The 16,328-nt window shown below is 70.6% G+C and carries 18 protein-coding genes; 8 read left to right on the top strand and 10 right to left on the bottom strand.

Annotated elements, in window-relative coordinates; translation table 11 throughout:
• Positions 1–147 precede the first annotated feature (147 nt).
• The 3 genes from ACIBO2_RS31730 (at position 148) to ACIBO2_RS31720 (ending at position 4,482) form a co-directional block, all read left to right on the top strand.
• Positions 148–1,851 (top strand): enoyl-CoA hydratase-related protein, encoded by a 1,704-nt coding sequence (locus tag ACIBO2_RS31730; protein WP_397301554.1) that lies wholly within the window; start codon positions 148–150, stop codon positions 1,849–1,851.
• Positions 1,852–1,867: 16 nt separating this feature from the next.
• A complete protein-coding gene (locus ACIBO2_RS31725; RefSeq protein WP_358549549.1) occupies positions 1,868–3,397 on the top strand; it encodes a UDP-N-acetylglucosamine 1-carboxyvinyltransferase in 1,530 nt (509 codons plus the stop codon).
• Between the two features lie 71 nt (positions 3,398–3,468).
• On the top strand, positions 3,469–4,482 hold the full coding sequence (locus tag ACIBO2_RS31720) for a tyrosine-type recombinase/integrase (RefSeq protein ID WP_358549546.1): 1,014 nt from the start codon (positions 3,469–3,471) through the stop codon (positions 4,480–4,482).
• A 75-nt stretch (positions 4,483–4,557) separates the two neighbouring features.
• Here ACIBO2_RS31720 and ACIBO2_RS31715 read toward each other — a convergent pair whose 3' ends face one another.
• Positions 4,558–4,812: a helix-turn-helix transcriptional regulator gene (locus ACIBO2_RS31715; protein ID WP_357645069.1), complete on the bottom strand. Its 255-nt coding sequence runs from the start codon at positions 4,810–4,812 to the stop codon at positions 4,558–4,560.
• Positions 4,813–4,876: 64 nt separating this feature from the next.
• Between ACIBO2_RS31715 and map the strand changes: the two genes are divergently transcribed.
• Positions 4,877–5,644 (top strand): type I methionyl aminopeptidase, encoded by a 768-nt coding sequence (map, locus tag ACIBO2_RS31710; RefSeq protein WP_358549544.1) that lies wholly within the window; start codon positions 4,877–4,879, stop codon positions 5,642–5,644.
• 10 nt (positions 5,645–5,654) lie between these two features.
• On the opposite strand, the gene ACIBO2_RS31705 is transcribed toward map, so the two are convergent.
• The 6 genes from ACIBO2_RS31705 to ACIBO2_RS31680 form a co-directional block, all read right to left on the bottom strand.
• Positions 5,655–5,783 (bottom strand): hypothetical protein, encoded by a 129-nt coding sequence (locus tag ACIBO2_RS31705; protein WP_358549541.1) that lies wholly within the window; start codon positions 5,781–5,783, stop codon positions 5,655–5,657.
• Between the two features lie 170 nt (positions 5,784–5,953).
• On the bottom strand, positions 5,954–6,826 hold the full coding sequence (gene surE, locus ACIBO2_RS31700; RefSeq protein WP_358549538.1) for a 5'/3'-nucleotidase SurE: 873 nt from the start codon (positions 6,824–6,826) through the stop codon (positions 5,954–5,956).
• Between the two features lie 189 nt (positions 6,827–7,015).
• The gene (locus ACIBO2_RS31695) at positions 7,016–7,528 is read right to left on the bottom strand and encodes a GyrI-like domain-containing protein (RefSeq protein ID WP_358549535.1); all 513 of its coding nucleotides are present in this window, start codon (positions 7,526–7,528) and stop codon (positions 7,016–7,018) included.
• A complete protein-coding gene (locus tag ACIBO2_RS31690) occupies positions 7,525–8,589 on the bottom strand; it encodes a MerR family transcriptional regulator (protein WP_397301547.1) in 1,065 nt (354 codons plus the stop codon). The genes ACIBO2_RS31695 and ACIBO2_RS31690 overlap by 4 nt, the downstream gene beginning before the upstream one ends.
• A gap of 158 nt (positions 8,590–8,747) precedes the next feature.
• Positions 8,748–9,056: a DUF6204 family protein gene (locus tag ACIBO2_RS31685; RefSeq protein ID WP_358549530.1), complete on the bottom strand. Its 309-nt coding sequence runs from the start codon at positions 9,054–9,056 to the stop codon at positions 8,748–8,750.
• A gap of 3 nt (positions 9,057–9,059) precedes the next feature.
• Positions 9,060–9,698, bottom strand: coding sequence for a TetR/AcrR family transcriptional regulator (locus tag ACIBO2_RS31680; protein ID WP_358549528.1), 639 nt, complete (start codon positions 9,696–9,698; stop codon positions 9,060–9,062).
• Between the two features lie 74 nt (positions 9,699–9,772).
• On the opposite strand from ACIBO2_RS31680, the gene ACIBO2_RS31675 reads away from it, so the two are divergent.
• A complete protein-coding gene (locus ACIBO2_RS31675) occupies positions 9,773–10,552 on the top strand; it encodes an ATP-binding cassette domain-containing protein (protein ID WP_358549525.1) in 780 nt (259 codons plus the stop codon).
• A gap of 39 nt (positions 10,553–10,591) precedes the next feature.
• On the top strand, positions 10,592–11,344 hold the full coding sequence (locus tag ACIBO2_RS31670) for an ABC transporter permease (protein ID WP_358549522.1): 753 nt from the start codon (positions 10,592–10,594) through the stop codon (positions 11,342–11,344).
• Between the two features lie 15 nt (positions 11,345–11,359).
• Here the strand turns inward: ACIBO2_RS31670 and ACIBO2_RS31665 are convergent, their stop codons facing one another.
• Entirely contained in the window at positions 11,360–12,367 is a 1,008-nt protein-coding gene (locus tag ACIBO2_RS31665) for a DUF4037 domain-containing protein (RefSeq protein ID WP_397301543.1), read from the bottom strand.
• A 201-nt stretch (positions 12,368–12,568) separates the two neighbouring features.
• Between ACIBO2_RS31665 and ACIBO2_RS31660 the strand changes: the two genes are divergently transcribed.
• A complete protein-coding gene (locus tag ACIBO2_RS31660) occupies positions 12,569–13,642 on the top strand; it encodes a M4 family metallopeptidase (RefSeq protein ID WP_358549516.1) in 1,074 nt (357 codons plus the stop codon).
• A gap of 116 nt (positions 13,643–13,758) precedes the next feature.
• Positions 13,759–14,025, top strand: a complete 267-nt coding sequence (locus ACIBO2_RS31655; protein ID WP_358549513.1) for a protealysin inhibitor emfourin — start codon at positions 13,759–13,761, stop codon at positions 14,023–14,025.
• 516 nt (positions 14,026–14,541) lie between these two features.
• Here ACIBO2_RS31655 and ACIBO2_RS31650 read toward each other — a convergent pair.
• Together ACIBO2_RS31650 and purB are read right to left on the bottom strand one after the other, a co-directional pair.
• Entirely contained in the window at positions 14,542–14,886 is a 345-nt protein-coding gene (locus tag ACIBO2_RS31650) for a hypothetical protein (protein WP_358549510.1), read from the bottom strand.
• Positions 14,883–16,313, bottom strand: coding sequence for an adenylosuccinate lyase (gene purB, locus ACIBO2_RS31645; RefSeq protein WP_397301539.1), 1,431 nt, complete (start codon positions 16,311–16,313; stop codon positions 14,883–14,885). Before purB ends, ACIBO2_RS31650 begins: the two co-directional genes overlap by 4 nt.
• Positions 16,314–16,328: the final 15 nt, after the last annotated feature.

The raw sequence follows: 16,328 nt of genomic DNA, 5'->3' as shown, positions 1-16,328 counted from the left end.
CGGGCCATATGGGACTGCCGTAAACATCTGGGACCGGTGGGGTCACCCGCGCCCAGGTGTGCCCGGCTGAGCCGGCCCCTCTCCCCTGGGCCCGCACACGGCGAGCCCCCGTACCCCTCGAACGACCCGCATGAAAGAAGTTCTCCGTTGCGTATTCTGCTGCTCTGCTCCTCCTTCAACGGCCTGACCCAGCGCGCCTGGCTGGAACTGCGCCGGGCCGGTCACGACGTCACCGTCGAGCTGGCCGTCTCGGAGCAGGTGATGCTGGAGGCGGCCCAGCTGGCCAAACCCGACCTGATCATCTGCCCGTTCCTGAAGGAGAAGATCCCGGCGCCGCTGTGGCAGAACCATCGCACGATCATCATTCACCCCGGGCCGCCTGGCGACCGGGGCCCGTCCTCGCTGGACTGGGCGATCGCCGACGCCGAGCCGGAGTGGGGTGTGACGGCGCTGCAGGCGGTGGAGGAGATGGACGCGGGGCCGATCTGGGGGTTCCGGACGTTCGCGATGCCGGCCGAGCCGCCGCGCAAGTCCGCCCTCTACAACGGGCCGGTGGCCGACGCGGCGGTGGAGTTGGTGGTGGAGGTGGCGGCCAAGGCGATGGACGCGGGGTTCGCGCCGGTGCCGCTGGATTATCGTTCGCCGCTGGTGCGGGGGCGGTTGCGGCCGGCGATGCGGCATGGCGACCGGGAGTTCTCCTGGTCGGAGCCGACCGACGCGGTGTTGCGGCGGGTGCGTTCGGCCGATGGGGCGCCGGGTGGGCGGGTGTTGCTGGAGGGGCGGATGATGCGGGTGTTCGATGTGTATCGGGGCCCGGTGGTGGTGGGGACGCCGGGGTCGGTGGTGGCGCGGCGTGAGGGCGCGGTGCTGGTGCACACCGGTGACGGCACGGTGTGGGTGGGGCATCTGCGGGCGGAGGAGCCGGGGGCGATCAAGCTGCCGGCGGCGTTGGTGCTGGGTGATCGGGTGGCGGGGCTTGAGGAGCGGCCGGGTTACAGCGAGGTGACCTATGACCGTAGTGACGCGGTGGGGGTGGTGAGTTTCGACTTCTACAACGGCGCGATGTCGACCGAGCAGTGCCGGCGGCTGGCGTCGGCGTTGCGGTACGCGGCGGCGCAGGATACGCGGGTGGTGGTGCTGCGGGGTGGTGAGGTGTTTTCCAATGGCATTCATCTGAATGTGATCGAGGCGGCGCGTCATCCGGAGCTGGAGGCGTGGATGAACATCAACGCGATCAACCAGGTGTGTCGTGAGGTGATCGCCTGTACGGGGCAGCTGGTGGTGACGTCTGTGGGCGGTAACGCTGGTGCGGGTGGCGTGATGATGGGGCTGGGCGCGGATCGGGTGCTGATTCGTGAGGGTGTGGTGTTGAATCCGCACTATCGGACGATGGGGTTGTTCGGGTCGGAGTTCTGGACGTACGTGCTGCCTCGGCGGGTGGGTGCGTCGGTGGCGGGGCGGCTGACGGGTGAGGCGTTGCCGGTGGGTGCGGCGCAGGCGGTGGAGCTGGGGCTGGCCGATCGGATGATGGTGGGGTCGCGGCTGGAGTTCGAGCGGTCGGTGCTGGAGTACGCCGAGCGGTTGGCGGCCGGCGATGATTATGAGCGGTTGCTGGGGATCAGGCGGGAGGTGCGGGAGGCCGATGAGCGGCGTAAGCCGTTGGAGGCCTATCGGGTGGAGGAGCTGGCGGAGATGAGCCGGGACATGTTCGATGACCGCAATGGGTTCCGGCAGGCGCGTCAGGCGTTCGTGCGTAAGCGTAAGGTGGTGGCGACGCCGGAGCATCTGGCGGTGCATCGGGAGTTGTCCGGCGCGTCGGCGGGGTCGGGTGCGGCCACATCTCATATGTGAGATATGTTGTCGTGTTATGACTGATGATTATCTCGTGCGGATCGGCCGGTTGATTCGTGACGCGCGCCAGCACCGTGGGTGGACACAGCTGCAGCTGGCGGACGCTTTGGCGACGAGTCAGAGCGCGGTGAACCGGATCGAGCGCGGTAACCAGAACATCAGTCTTGAGATGATCGCGCGGATCGGTGAGGCGCTCGACAGTGAGATCGTGTCGCTGGGCTATGCCGGGCCGATGCATCTGCGGGTCGTGGGCGGGCGGCGTCTGTCGGGCAGCATCGATGTCAAGACCTCCAAGAACGCGTGTGTGGCGCTGCTGTGCGCGTCGCTGCTGACCTCGGGGCGGACGATTCTGCGTAAGGTGGCGCGGATCGAGGAGGTCTACCGGATCCTGGAGGTGCTCGCCTCGATCGGGGTGCGGGCGCGGTGGATCAACGAGGGCAGTGACCTGGAGATCGTGCCTCCGGCCCGGCTGGAGCTGGAGTCGATGGACACCGAGGCGGCGCGGCGTACCAGGAGTGTGATCATGTTCCTGGGGCCGTTGATGCATCGTACGGACCAGTTCCAGATTCCGTACGCGGGCGGCTGCGACCTGGGGACGCGTACGGTGCAGCCGCACATGTCGGCGTTGCGGCACTTCGGGCTGGACATCACGGCGACGGGCGGTTTCTACCACGCGCGGGTGGATCGGGGGGTGTCGCCGTCGCGGGCGATCGTGCTGACCGAGCGGGGTGACACCGTGACGGAGAACGCGCTGCTGGCGGCGGCGCGCCACGACGGTGTGACGGTGATCCGCAACGCCTCCTCCAACTACATGGTGCAGGACCTGTGCTTCTTCCTGGAGGAGCTGGGTGTGCGGGTGGAGGGCGTGGGCACGACGACGCTGACGGTTCACGGGGTGGCCTCGATCGAGCGGGATGTGGACTACTCCCCCTCTGAGGACCCGGTGGAGGCGATGAGCCTGCTGGCGGCGGCGGTGGTGACGCAGTCGGAGCTGACGATCTGCCGGGTGCCGGTGGAGTTCCTGGAGATCGAGCTGGCGGTTCTGGAGGAGATGGGCCTCGATCACGATCGGGGTGCCGAGTATCCGGCGGCCAACGGGCGGACGCGGCTGGTGGATCTGACGGTGCGGCCGTCCAAGCTGGTCTCCCCCATCGACAAGATCCACCCGATGCCGTTCCCGGGGCTGAACATCGACAATGTGCCGTTCTTCGCGGCGATCGCGGCGACGGCGCAGGGTTCGACGCTGATCCATGACTGGGTTTACGACAACCGGGCGATCTATCTGACGGAGCTGACGCGTCTGGGGGCGTCGGTGAAGTTGCTGGATCCGCATCGGGTGCTGGTGGAGGGGCCGACGCGCTGGCGCAGCGCGGAGATGATGTGCCCGCCGGCGCTGCGGCCGGCGGTGGTGGTGCTGCTGGCGATGATGGCGGGTGAGGGCACGTCGGTGCTGCGCAATGTGTACGTCATCAACCGGGGGTATGAGGATCTGGCCGAGCGGCTGAACGCGCTGGGGGCGCGGATCGAGACCTTCCGCGACATCTGATTTTCTGTCGGTGGGGCCCGCTACCGTCTGCCTGTGTGGATCTTCGGTGGATCTTGGGGTGAGGGGGGACGGTGCGGCCTGCTGAGCTCGATCGGCTGACGGTGGTGGAGGCGGCCGACCGCTATGTGGAGCTGGTGCGGGCCAAGACGTTGACGGGGGCGTTGTCGCAGGCGACGGCGGAGCTGTATGCGCGTGATGTGGCGACGCTGGTGGCGCTGGCCGGGGAGTCGACGGTGCTGGACGACCTGTCGGGTGAGGACGTCGACGCGATCTTGCTGGCGTTCGCGCGTAAGCCGGATGGCCGGCGCCCGGCGGGTGGCGGGGGGCAGAGTCCGTCGTCGCAGGCGCGGTTTCGGCGTTCGATCTCGGCGTTGTTCAAGTACGCGTCGCTGGCGGGCTGGGTGCAGATCAATCCGATGGCGTCGTCGACGGTGACGGCCAGGGAGCGGGGCGGGTTGCGGCCCGAGCGGCGGGCGTTGACGCGGGAGCAGGCGCAGGGGTTGATCGGGGCGGCGCGGTCGGCGGGTGAGGCGCCGGCGGCGGGGCGGCGTGATCAGCGGACGGAGTTGCGTGATGCGTTGATCGTGTTGTTGTTGTCGACGCTGGGGCCGCGGGTGTCGGAGCTGGTGCGGGCCAATGTCGAGGATTTCTACACCAATGACGGGGTGCGTTATTGGCGGATCTTCGGCAAGGGGGGCCGCACGCGGGATGTGCCGCTCCCCCGCGATGTGGCGCTGGCGTTGGAGGCTTATCTGGCGCGGGAGCGGGCGGCGTTGCCGGACAAGGCGTTGTTGTTGTCGTGGCGGGGGCGGCGGCTGGCGCGTGGTGATGTGCAGGGGGTGATCGATCGGGTGCAGCGGCGGGTGGCGGCCGAGCAGCGGCGGTCGGTGACGCCGCATGGGTTGCGGCATACGACGGCGACGCATCTGCTGGCGGACGCGGTGGACATGGACGCGGTGCGGCGGGTGCTGGGGCACAGTGATCTGTCGACGCTGGGGCGTTACCGCGATGAGTTGCCGGGTGAGCTGGAGGGGGCGATGCGGGCGCATCCGCTGTTGAAGCGGGCCGACCCCCCGGATCGGTGAGCGGGCCCGCTTCCGCCTGGCTCGAGTGGGCTCTTGGGCGGGGAGAGCGGTTGGGCGGGCCCGGTTTCGTCTCGCTCAGGCGGGTGTGGCGGGGGTGAGCCGCAGGGCGAGGTGGTCGAGGGAGACGCCGAGGACGTCGGCCAGGGCGGCGATGGTGAAGAAGGCCGGGGTGGGGATGCGGCCGGTCTCGATCTTGCGGAGGGTTTCGGCGGACATGCCGGCCGCGGCGGCGACTTCGACGATGCTGCGGTCGCCGCGCACGTCGCGGAGCAGCAGGCCGAGCTGCTCGCCGCGCCGTCGCTCTTCGGGGGTCAGCGAGGGTCGGACCATGAACCCGAGTCTACAGCCGGGATACGCATACCAGTGGGATAAAAATACCGGTATAGTTATCGACATGGTAGAGATCAAGACACTGGCCGAGATCGACGCGATGCGCGAAGCGGGCCGCGTGGTGGCGCGGGCACTGCAGGCGATCGTCAAGCATGCGGCGGTGGGGGTGCGGGTCGACGAGCTGGACGAACTGGCGGCCACCATCATCGCCGAGGCCGGTGCCACGCCCGCGTTCCTGGGCTATCAGCCGCACTTCGCGCCGACGCCCTACCCGGCGGTCATCTGCGCGTCGATCAACGACGTGATCGTGCACGGCATCCCGGACCGCTACCGGCTCAAGGACGGCGACCTGGTCAGCATCGACTGCGGCGCCTACCTCGACGGGTGGGCAGGCGACTCGGCGGTCAGCTTCGTGGTGGGGCTGCCGCGCGCCCGTGATGTGGCGCTCATCGAGGCCACGCAGGAGGCGCTGCGGGCGGGCATCGCCGCGATGCGGCCGGGCAACCGGATGGGCGACATCGGGCACGCCATCTCCTCGGTCGCGGTGGCGGGCGGCTATGGCGTGCCGATCGACTTCGGCGGGCACGGGATCGGCCGGAAGATGCACGAGGACCCGCACGTGGCCAACCAGGGGCGGCCGGGGCGTGGGCTGGTGCTGCGGACGGGTTTGGTGCTGGCGATCGAGCCGATGTTCACCGGGGGCGGCGACGGCCGCTACCTCACGGCCGCCGACGGGTGGGCGTTGCGGACCGTTGACGGCTCACGCGCCTCCCACAGTGAGCACACGGTGGCCATCACCGACGACGGGCCTGTCATCCTCACCGCTGTTTAGGAGCCGCGGTTCATGAGCCGCGCAGCCATAAGGAGCCCGGCGTCTGGGCCATCGTGAGCAGCCCAGACCAGGCCGCCCGCTCGGCGAGCGCGGGCAGCCCCAGCAACGCGGTCGCGTTCGGGACGTACGTTGTGCTCACCCTTGTGCGGCCCCGTCCCGCTCACCGCTCCGTTCGTGCGCACCGCAGATTTGGAACCGTGTGGTGCCATGTGGTGCCGTGTCGTATAGCCGTGGGGTGGGGTCGGGTTGTGGGCCCGTGGTGGTCTCCTGTGCTCACGGGCCCACAGTGTTCCGGGGGGTGCTCCGGGCTCAGGGGGTCAGGGCGTTGAGGCGGAGGCGGATGATGGTGGCGGTGGCCGGTCCCGCTTCCCAGTTGCCGTCCAGCGGGGTGATGGTGACGTTGCCGGCGGCCAGCAGGGTGCGGTCGGCGTCGGTCACCGGGTCGGGGGCGGTGGCCGGCAGGGGCAGGATGCGGTAGCAGGTGGCGCACGCGGTGGAGTCGAGGGTGTAGTCGGTGGAGAACGGCAGTGAGGTTCCCAGCTTGGCGACGGTGACCTTGCCGTTGGGGGTGACGGGGTAGTTGACGTTCAGCGCGGTGCGGGCGGGCAGGACGGCGCCGCGTGAGGTCGCCGCCAGCCGGTCGACGAGTTTGACGGCGAAGGCGATCGACTGGTCGGCGCTGGGGAAGGAGCCGCCGCTCCTGGCGACGCTGACCGCCACGGCGGGGATGCCGCCGGTGATGGCGGTGATCGTCGCGGCGACGGTGCCGGAGTAGTTGGCTGTCGCGGCGACGTTCTCACCCGGGTTGGGGCCCGAGACCACCAGGTCGGGCGGGTTGCCGGCGAACACGACGCGCGTCCCGAACGCGACCGCGTCGCTGGGGCTGCCCCCGACGGCCCAGACGCCGGGTTCCTTCTGGGTGGCCTGCAGCGTGGTGCCGAATTTGGCGTTGATCGCCGTGCCGGTGATGCTGACGTCGCTGTCGGGGGCGACGACCGTCACCTCGTGGCCCGCCTCGATCAGCTTCTGGCGCAGTCCTTGCAGGTAGGAGGAGGTGTAGCCGTCGTCGTTGGTGAGCAGGATGCGCAGGTGGCGCTGCTCGTGCGCCTGGGCCGGGGCGGGGTTCGCCACTCCCAGGAAGGCCAGTAACAGCACGGGGATGAGGGCGATGCGCTTGAACACGGTCTGTCTCCTTGCCGGCTCTTACCTTCGCGCCCGACGCGGCCGCGGTGGCGACCGGCCTGACCTCGCTGGGCCGGTGTCCGCGGTGACGCTCGGGATGGGGTGACGCTTCGGAATGTAGGAGCCGGCGCGGCGGCGGGGGAAGATCGTGCGACCCCAGATGAACCCCTGATTAACGGGTGAGGCGGTTCATGCCGGGCGGACGGGCTGGCGCAGCAGCGTGCGCGGGTCGGGGTCGTCGAACGCCGTCAGGTACACCTCGTGGTGCGGCCCGTTGGCGACCAGGCCGTGCTCGTCCATGTACTCCTCCATCACCTTCAGGGTCACGGGCTCCTCGCTGTAGGGGCCGTGGTGCAGCATCTGTACGCACTGTCCCTCGGTGAAGACGGCCACCCGTACGCGGTCGACGGCCGCGCCGCTCGCGCGTACGGACTCGCGGGCCTGTTCCAGGCGTCCGGGCTCGGGGGTGGCGGGCAGGGGCAGTAGCAGGTGCCAGCGCCACTGCTCGCGCGGCACCTGCAGTCCCGGGCGCTCGTCCTCCGCCCACCACAGGCCCTCCAGCGGCCCGGCGGGGCCGCCCATCGCGCCGGCGACGGCGTGCAGGGCGCCGATCGCGGACAGGTGTTCGGCTCCTCCTGGCTCGCCGAGGCCGGTGACGTTCAGGCAGGTGACGGGGCCTTGGGTGATCAGTTCGGCGCTCATGACTCGTCCTCCAAAGGGATCATCAGGTGGGTGATCAGCTGGTCGGGCGGGGTGTGGGCCGGGTCGGACACGTACACCTCGCGGATCGGGCCGCGGATGGGGTGGCGGCGTTCGGCGCACCAGGCCAGGACGGCGTGGGCGGTCAGGGAGATCTGGTCGTAGGGGCCGAGGTGGGTGGCGGCGGCGAAGGTACCGCCGGGCAGCACGTCCACCTGTGCTCCCCCGCCGGCGTGCCAGCCGTCTGCCAGGACGAGCGCGGCGCTCACGTCGAAGTCGTCGGTCAGGTCGACGGGGAACAGGCCGATCAAACGCGGGCCACCGACGGCCGCTCCCCCACCGGGCAGCGCTGGGTGCGTGTCAGCGGTAGTTGGACGGCTGCCGGGGGCCGCGGAGGGGGTAACGGAGAGCGCCGGGGAAGAGTTCGCGGAGGGCGCCGTGCCGGACATCGTGCCGGACATCGCGGAGGGCATCGCGGAGGGCGTCGTAGAGGGCGTCGCGCCGGAGTGTGCCGGGTCGGTGCCGGCGAAGCTTCCCGTGGCATTCCCCGCGTCAGTGTCGGTGTCCGTGGCAGTGCCTGTGTCGGATCGGGTCGCCGGCCCGTGCGGCAGGCCTGCTGTCAGGCGTGACATCGCGGCGGTGGTGGCGCGGGCGATGTCGGCCGGGCCGGTGGCGCGTTCGCGCACGAGCGCGACGCGGTGGGCCGGTTCGGTGACGATGCGGACCTGGGTGGCGGGCAGGCCGTCGGCTATCACGCGTTCCAGGGAGGCCAATGTGCGCCGCCGCCGGGCCAGTTCGGCCTCCAGTGAGTCGTGTACGGACTCCAGGGCGCCTTCGGTGCCGGCCAGGACCTGGCCGACGACGGGCAGCGGCACGTCGAGGGAGCGCAGCAGCCCGATCGACATCGCCGTGCGGGCCTGGGCGGCGCGGTAGTAGCGGTAGCCGGTGGCGGTGTCCACGCAGGCGGGCCGTAGTAGCCCGATCTCGTCGTAGTGCCGCAGCTGCTTGACGCTCAGGCGGGTGAGCCGGGCGAACTGTCCGATCGGCAGGAGGTCGTCGTCCACGTCCCCCAGCATGGGGCCTCCGGCTGTGGGAGAGTCCAGCCCGGGCTTGCGCCTGACGTTACGTGAGGGCTCGCAAAGCCGCCGAGATCCGCGCCGCCGACGCCCTCACGTGAACGCGGCGGGTCGTACCCGGGATGCCGGGCGGCCGGTGGCGGGGCTCAGCCCGAGCTCGCTCTCGGGCGGCCCTTGCGGCGGATCTTGATGTCGCGCATGTCCGTGACCGCGACGCGCAGCAGGCGGTAGGGGTGTCCGTGGGCGTCCAGGGCGGCCATCGCGGCCGCGGTGGCCTCGTGCTCGCCGTCGTCGGGGCCCGCGGGGATCTGGCAGCGGAAGGTGAAGGCTGACACGCTCTGGTCGTGGGTGAAGGTCCCGGCCTCGGTGAAGGCGGCGCCTGCCGCGGCTCGTACGGCCTCACGCGTGGCCTCGTCCAGGCCCTCGAAGGTGCCGCGGATCGTCACTCTGAACATTGGTCAGTCCTTACGTGTGGCGTAGGTTCGAAGACGCTCTCCGAGCAGGTCCTCGTAGATGTCGATGAGTTCCAGCACGGCCGCGGCGATGGCGTCGGGGTCCTGCCCTGCCGCGGTCCGTTTGCCGATCTCGGCGTAGACCAGCGCGTGGAAGCCGCCGATGTGCCAGGCCACCATGGCGGGCAGCGGGTCGCCGGGCGCGGCGCCGCTCTCTTCGGCCAGGACGGCGGCCAGTTCGTCGGTCATCTGCCGGCCGAGGTCGCCCAGGCGGGCGGTGAGGGTGGGGGCGGCGCGCATCATGTCGAAGACGCGGCCGAAGCCGTCGGTCAGGCCGAGCTTGCGTTCGCGCCGCCGTACCTCCTGGCGCAGGTGTTCCAGGACGGCGGGGACGGCGGCCTGGCCGGCGGGGCGGTGGCGCACGATGTCGGCCAGGCGCTGGGGTGAGGCCTCCTCGGGCGGCAGGACGAGGTCCTCCTTGGTCTGGAAGTAGTTGTAGACGGTGTTGACGGACACCTCGGCCGCCGCGGCGACTTCGGCGATGGTGACGTGGTCGAAGCCGCGTTCGACGAACAGGGCGGTGGCCACGTCGCGGATGCGGTGGCGTGTCTGCTGCTTCTTGCGTTCCCGCAAGCCCTCGGTCATGCCGAATAGCTTAACTCAACTCCAAACTTTAAGTCGATTGCAATTTTGGAGTGGAGTGTGGTTCCATCGGCGGCATGCCTGAACCAGCCATCCACGTCCGGGGCCTGACGCGTACCTTCACCCTGGCCAAAGGTCCCGTCCACGCCGTACGCGGCATCGACCTGACCGTGCGGCGCGGCGAGATCCTCGGCTTTCTGGGCCCGAACGGCGCCGGAAAGACCACCACCGTCCGCATGCTCACCACCCTCCTGCCGCCCAGCGGCGGCCACGCCGAGGTGGCCGGGCACGACCTGCTCGCCGACCCCGCCGGGGTACGCCGCCGCATCGGCTACGTCGCCCAGTCCGGCGGCCTCGACCCCGGCTGCGGTGTACGCGAGGAGCTCATCACCCAGGGCCGGCTGCACCGCCTGAGCAGAAGCCAGGCCGGCGAGCGGGCCGAGGAACTGGCCCGCGACCTGGCTCTGGAGGAGCTGATGGAGCGGCCGAGCGCCGCCCTGTCCGGTGGCCAGCGCCGCCGGCTGGAGATCGCGCTCGGCCTGGTCAACCGGCCGCAGGTGCTCTTCCTCGACGAGCCGAGCACCGGCCTGGACCCCGGCAGCCGCGCCGAGCTGTGGGAGCTGGTGCGCCGCATCCGCGCCGAGCACGGCACCACGGTCTTCCTGACCACCCACTACCTCGACGAGGCCGACGCGCTCGCCGACCGCATCGTCGTCGTGGACGCCGGAGCGGTCGTCGCCGAAGGCACCCCCGCCGAGCTCAAGTCCCGCCACACCGGCGATCCGGCCGCCAGCCTGCAGGAGGCCTTCCTGGCCATCACCGGCCGCACGACCGCCGGCGAACCTCTGTCCATCTAGATCCTTCTGTCCATCTAGACCCACAGGAACACAGATCCCATGACCCTTCTCACCGACACCGGCATCATCTTCGGCCGCTACCTGCGCGCCACGCTGCGCTCCACGACCAGCCTGTGGTTCGGCATGCTGCAGCCGCTGCTGTTCCTGGCGCTGTTCGGCCCGCTGCTGACCAGGCTCGACCTCGGCGTGGGCGGATCGTCCTGGCAGGCGCTGGTGCCCGGCGTGCTGGTGCAGCTCGCCCTGCTCGGCGGCTCGTTCGTCGGGCTCGGCCTGCTGATGGACCGCAATCTCGGCGTCATCGACCGCATGCGCGTCACCCCCGTCCACCCGCTGGCCCTGCTGCTGGGCCGCACGCTGCGCGACGTCGTGCAGCTGCTGGTCCAGTCGATCCTGCTCATCGGGCTCGGCCTGGTCTTCGGGCTGCGCGCCCCGCTGGCCGGGATCGTGCTGGGCCTGCTGTTCGTGGCCGTCCTGGCCGCCGCCCTGTCGGCCCTGTCCTACGGGCTGGCCATGAACGTCGCCACGCCGCCGGAGTTCGCGGCCATCGCCAACACCGCCGGCATGCCGCTCATGCTGCTGTCGGGCCTGCTGCTGCCGATGAGCCTGGCGCCGGGCTGGCTCGACGCCGCCTCCCGGGTGGTGCCCCTGCGCTACACCGTCGACGCGGTACGGCAGGTCTTCCAGGGCCACTACGCCAACGCCACCGTCCTGACCGGCGCCGCCGTCACCGTGGCCCTGGCGGCCGTGTGCGTGTTCGGCGGCGCCCGCCTGTTCGGCCGTACGCGGGCCTGAGCGGCGCTCAGGCGCTCAGGCGCTCAGGCCGAGAGCCGCCGCCGTCACCGCGCGGGCGCGGCGCGGCTCCAGCAGCAGGTCCACCGAGTCCGACAGCTGGTCCACGCACCCCACCACCGGCAACCCCCTGATCACCGGGTCCGACACCGATCCCAGCAGCGCCTGGACGAACCGGTCGCCGCCGATGACGCGGAAGGGCCGGTCGTGGAAGTCCCGTACCCGCTCATCCTGCGGCTCGGCCAGCGCCACCCGGTTCTGCAGCGCCGCCAGCCGCCCGTAGGCGGCGGCCAGCCCGTCCTCGCGCTCCCGCCATGACCGGGCGGCCACCGCCAGTCCCAGCGACTCCCCCAGCTCCGTCGAGCCGGGCATCCGCGCCAGGGCGCTGCCCAGCCATTTGGCGTAGGGCGGGTAGCGGCGGCGCAGCAGCAGCGCCAGCCGCATCACCTCCCGGCTCAGCCGTGCCCCCACGACGGCTGAGCCGAGCTCATCCCCCACCTCTCCCGACCGGCTGGGGAACGGCTCCTCCTGGGCGATGCGCCGCCACTGGCAAGCCAGTACGTACCGCCACACATCGCCCGGATACCAGCGCAGCGCCGCCCGGGCCTCCTCCAGGCCGCCCAGCCCGTCATGGAAGACCTCCCCCAGCGTCACCTCCGCCAGGCTCTGCCACGGCACCGACAGCCAGTCCAGCAGCGACACCCCCCGCCGCGGGTCGAACCCCAGCCGCTCCACCAGCCACGCCTCCAGATCGGCGACCACCACGCCCGGCCGCCGGGCACCGTGGTAGTCGAAGACCGTCTCCAGCCCCCGAAACCGTTCGGGCAGCCCGGCCAGCACCTGCGCCTCCACCTGCGCCACCCGCTCCGGCTCCACGAACACCAGCACCCGCGGGCCCCAGTCGTGATCGGCGGAGCGGCCCGTGTCGAAGGCCAGCACCTCCGAGCCCGGCCCGATCAACGCGGCGCTGTGCGGCACCCGCTCCACCAGCGGCGCCACCACCTCGGCATAAAAGTCTCGGGACAACTCGATACCAGGAACAAAATCGGACATCACACTGTCAACTGTGCCTGACGGCCTGCCGAACCTCATCCGATTTTCCGGCCACCCCCAATCCCGGCCCGAACGCCGCCTAGGGATAGCCCTGAGACCGCCACCGATGCGCCCCGCACCCGGCCCCGCTTACGTGGAAACGTCAGAATCCGTTCCCGCCAAAAGGGCTCAGCCATGGCATATCGCTGCTCCTTCGTCCCGCCCCACGTCCTCGACCACATCGCCAAGGTCCAGGCACAGCAGAGCGCCGAACCCTCACCCGCCCAGCGCTCGGCCGTCGTCTCCGCGCAGTTCCGCCGCGGCCGGCGCAGCACCGAAGCCCTCCCCCTGGCCCAGCAGCGCCTGACCGCCGAACCCGAAAGCGTCCCGCCTGGGCTGACCGTCCCCAAACCCGGCACCGGCGGACGTCTCGTCTACGACGACCTCAACCAGTGGACCTTCGACGTCACCTTCATCCGCGGTGAAGGAGACCCCGCCGTCGCCGCCCAGAACGCCAACGACGCCTACGACCAGCTCGGCGCGGTACGCGCCTACTACAAGGACCGGCTCGGCCGCGAGTCCATCGACAACGCCGGGCTCAACCTCGTCGCCAACGTCAACTTCGGCCTCGCCTTCGACAACGCCTTCTGGGACGACTCCGGCCTGCGCATGGTGTTCGGCAACGGCAGCGGCCAGGTCTTCAAGGACCTGACCGCCAGCATGGACGTGTGCGCCCACGAGCTCACCCACGGCGTCACCCAGTTCAGCGCCAACCTCAACTACACCAACGACCAGAGCGGCGCCCTGAACGAGTCCTTCAGCGACATGCTCGGCACCGCCATCGACGCCTACGCGGGCGGCCAGGACGCCCACACCCACAACTGGCTCATCGGTGATGAGATCATGGCCGACGACCTGTACGGCGAGGCGCTGCGCAACATGGCCGAACCCGGCACCGCCTTCGACAACCCCCTGATGGGCCGCGACCCGCAACCTCGCGACATGTCCGGCTACTTCGAACCCGCCGACCCGCACATCATGTCCGGCATCACCAACCGCTGGTTCTACCTCATCAGCCAGGACCTCGGCCTCGACGCCGCGACCGTGATCATGTACCAGACGCTGCAGAACCTGTGGCCCAACGCCAAGTTCGCCGACGCCGCCGCCGTCGCCGTCGCCCAGGCCCGCATCCTGGCCCGCGCCGGGCTGGTCCCCCGCCAGTCGCCCCAGACCGTCCGCGGCGCCGCCAGGCAGCAGGGATTCTGGTAACCCCTTGCGCACGGGTCCGGCGACAAGGCTTGCCGCGGGGGTTGCGCGGCAAGCCCCGTCCCGGATCCGTGCGCAGCCCCGTACCGTGGGGTGAACAGCCAGCCGGAAGGACGCCCATGCGTGTCACGCTCGAAACCAGCGGCGGCTTCACCGGCCTGCGCCGCACCGCCACCCTCGACACCGACCTGGAGAAGTCCGTCGACGACCTGCTGCGGAGCCTCGGCTCCGGCGCGGCCGCCGAGCCGTCCGGCTCCTCCCAGCCCCGCTACCGGCTGACGGTCCACCGGCCCACCGGTGACCAGGTGACCGAGCTGACCGAGTCCGAGGTGCCCGCCGCCCTGCGCCCCCTGCTCACCGAACTGCTCCGCCACGCCCGCCCATAAAGGCGCACAAACCCGCTATCCCCGTAACGGCAGCGGCCCCTCTCGGTAGGCCCGCTCTACACCACCTGCGAGGCCATGAGCGCGCGGCGCCGATAGCCGATCCGCTCGTACACCCCGATCGCCGCCCGGTTGTCATCATCCACCATCAGCGCCGCCCGGCCCCGCGCCGCAGCCATCTCGCCCGAAACCCATTGGATTTCTCTGGCTCGCTTGGTTGGATTTCTCTGGCTCGCTTGGTTGCGACGGATGGTAATCGTGAGGTAATTTCCTGTCACATCCGGGTGCCTGACTGGCGCTCGGTCCCCGCCCCCGTTGGTGTCCGCACCAACGGGACAGCGTCCGGCGGGGCGGCGGCCCAAGAGGCGCACTTCCTCCAGGAGCGCGCAGTCAGGCCCCGACAACGCGGTTCTCAACCACGGTCCACCCGGCTCGCCGGACGGACGCGGCATCGGCTTCCACCAGATCACTTCCCGGCCCCGGTCGGGCGCGACGAGACTACGCCGATGTCCGCTTTACCTAGGTAAACACAGGGAACCGAAGACGCTCATCCACCAGAACGTGCCCGCCACCTCCAGCACGGCCAGCCTCGCCGTCACCTCTGCCATCAGGGCGGCCTCCCACCGGCCGATAGGAGGGCCCCATCTCGCCCAGCGCGTGCCGTACCAGCCGCGTCGCGCATGCCGCGCCGCCCCACACCGCCAGCCGGTCCCGGCGCGACAGGCCCGGCGAGGCCGCCACCACCCCGTCACCCGCCGCCCACACCCGCACGCCATCCGACAACCCCTGCGCCGCCCACATCAGCAGGTCGTCGTCCCCGCACGCCGAGCGCACCTCATCCAGCCGCGACAGCTCAACGATCACAGAATCGAGCCCGGCTGGTAGGCCGCCGCCTCCGGATGGGCCGCCACGATCTCGCCCACCGACCGCGACACCGCCGCCACCTGCTCGGCCGCCGCCCCGGTGAACGACACCCGGTCGGCCAGCAGCGCCGCCAAAGCCTCACGCTCCAGCGGGAAACGCTCATCGGCCGCCAGCCGGTCCAGCAGCTCGTTGGCCGCGCCGCGCGAGCGCATCGCCAGCGCCGAAGCCACCGCGTGCTCCTTGATCAGCTCGTGTGCCCGCTCCCGGCCCACCCCGGCGCGGACCGCCGCCATGAGCATCTTCGTCGTGGCCAGGAACGGCAGGTAGCGGTCCAGCTCCGCCGAGATCACCGCAGGGAAGGCGCCGAACTCGTCCAGGACCGTCAGCATCGTCTCCACCAGCCCGTCGAAGGCGAAGAAGGCGTCCGGCAGCGCCACCCGGCGTACCACCGAGCACGACACATCGCCCTCGTTCCACTGATCGCCGGCCAGCTCGGCCACCATCGAGGCGTAACCGCGCAGCACCACCGTCAGGCCGTTCACCCGTTCGCAGGAGCGGGTGTTCATCTTGTGCGGCATCGCCGACGAGCCGACCTGCCCCTCCTTGAACCCCTCCGTCACCAGCTCGTGCCCGGCCATCAGCCGGATCGTCTTGGCCAGCGACGACGGCGAGGCCGCCAGCTGTACCAGGGCCGAGACGACCTCGAAGTCCAGCGAGCGCGGGTACACCTGGCCCACGCTGGTGAAACGCCGCTCGAACCCCAGGTGCGCGGCCACCCGCCCCTCCAGCTCCGCCAGCTTCGCGCGGTCGCCGTCCAGCAGGTCCAGCATGTCCTGGGCGGTGCCCACCGGCCCCTTGATGCCCCGCAGCGGGTAGCGGGCGATCAGCTCCTGCAGCCGGCCGAAGGCCACCAGCAGCTCATCGGCCGCCGAGGCGAACCGCTTGCCCAGCGTGGTGGCCTGCGCCGCCACGTTGTGCGAACGGCCCGCCACCACCGTCGCCTCATGCTCCTCGGCCAGCCGCGCCAGCCGGGCCAGCAACGCCACCACCCGGTCACGTACCAGCAGGAGGCTGTCGCGTATCTGCAGCTGCTCGACGTTCTCGGTCAGGTCGCGCGAGGTCATGCCCTTGTGCACCTGCTCGTGCCCGGCCAGCGCGTTGAACTCCTCGATGCGCGCCTTCACGTCGTGGCGCGTCACCCGCTCCCGCGCGGCGATGGAGGCCAGATCGACCTGCTCGACCACTTTCTCGTAGTCGGCGACCGCACTGTCCGGGACGGTGACCCCGAGCTCCGCCTGCGCCCGCAGCACCGCCAGCCACAGCCGCCGCTCGGCGACGACCTTGTACTCGGGGGACCACAACCGGGCCAGCTCCGGGGAGGCATAACGAGCGGCCAGGACATCGGGGATACGCGGCTTGGAAGTCACGTCGGACAAGTCTAT

The organism is Nonomuraea sp. NPDC050022, assembly GCF_044460705.1.
Classification (GTDB): Bacteria; Actinomycetota; Actinomycetes; order Streptosporangiales; family Streptosporangiaceae; genus Nonomuraea.
This window is presented reverse-complemented; position numbering and strand designations above follow the sequence as displayed.

What these genes read in the sequence shown, in the direction of transcription:
- ACIBO2_RS31725 (WP_358549549.1), top strand. Translation starts at nt 1,868, where the DNA reads ATGACTGATGATTATCTCGTGCGGATCGGCCGGTTGATTCGTGACGCG.
- ACIBO2_RS31715 (WP_357645069.1), bottom strand. Translation starts at nt 4,812, where the DNA reads ATGGTCCGACCCTCGCTGACCCCCGAAGAGCGACGGCGCGGCGAGCAG.
- map (WP_358549544.1), top strand. Translation starts at nt 4,877, where the DNA reads ATGGTAGAGATCAAGACACTGGCCGAGATCGACGCGATGCGCGAAGCG.
- ACIBO2_RS31695 (WP_358549535.1), bottom strand. Translation starts at nt 7,528, where the DNA reads ATGAGCGCCGAACTGATCACCCAAGGCCCCGTCACCTGCCTGAACGTC.
- ACIBO2_RS31685 (WP_358549530.1), bottom strand. Translation starts at nt 9,056, where the DNA reads ATGTTCAGAGTGACGATCCGCGGCACCTTCGAGGGCCTGGACGAGGCC.
- ACIBO2_RS31680 (WP_358549528.1), bottom strand. Translation starts at nt 9,698, where the DNA reads ATGACCGAGGGCTTGCGGGAACGCAAGAAGCAGCAGACACGCCACCGC.
- ACIBO2_RS31675 (WP_358549525.1), top strand. Translation starts at nt 9,773, where the DNA reads ATGCCTGAACCAGCCATCCACGTCCGGGGCCTGACGCGTACCTTCACC.
- ACIBO2_RS31670 (WP_358549522.1), top strand. Translation starts at nt 10,592, where the DNA reads ATGACCCTTCTCACCGACACCGGCATCATCTTCGGCCGCTACCTGCGC.
- ACIBO2_RS31660 (WP_358549516.1), top strand. Translation starts at nt 12,569, where the DNA reads ATGGCATATCGCTGCTCCTTCGTCCCGCCCCACGTCCTCGACCACATC.
- ACIBO2_RS31655 (WP_358549513.1), top strand. Translation starts at nt 13,759, where the DNA reads ATGCGTGTCACGCTCGAAACCAGCGGCGGCTTCACCGGCCTGCGCCGC.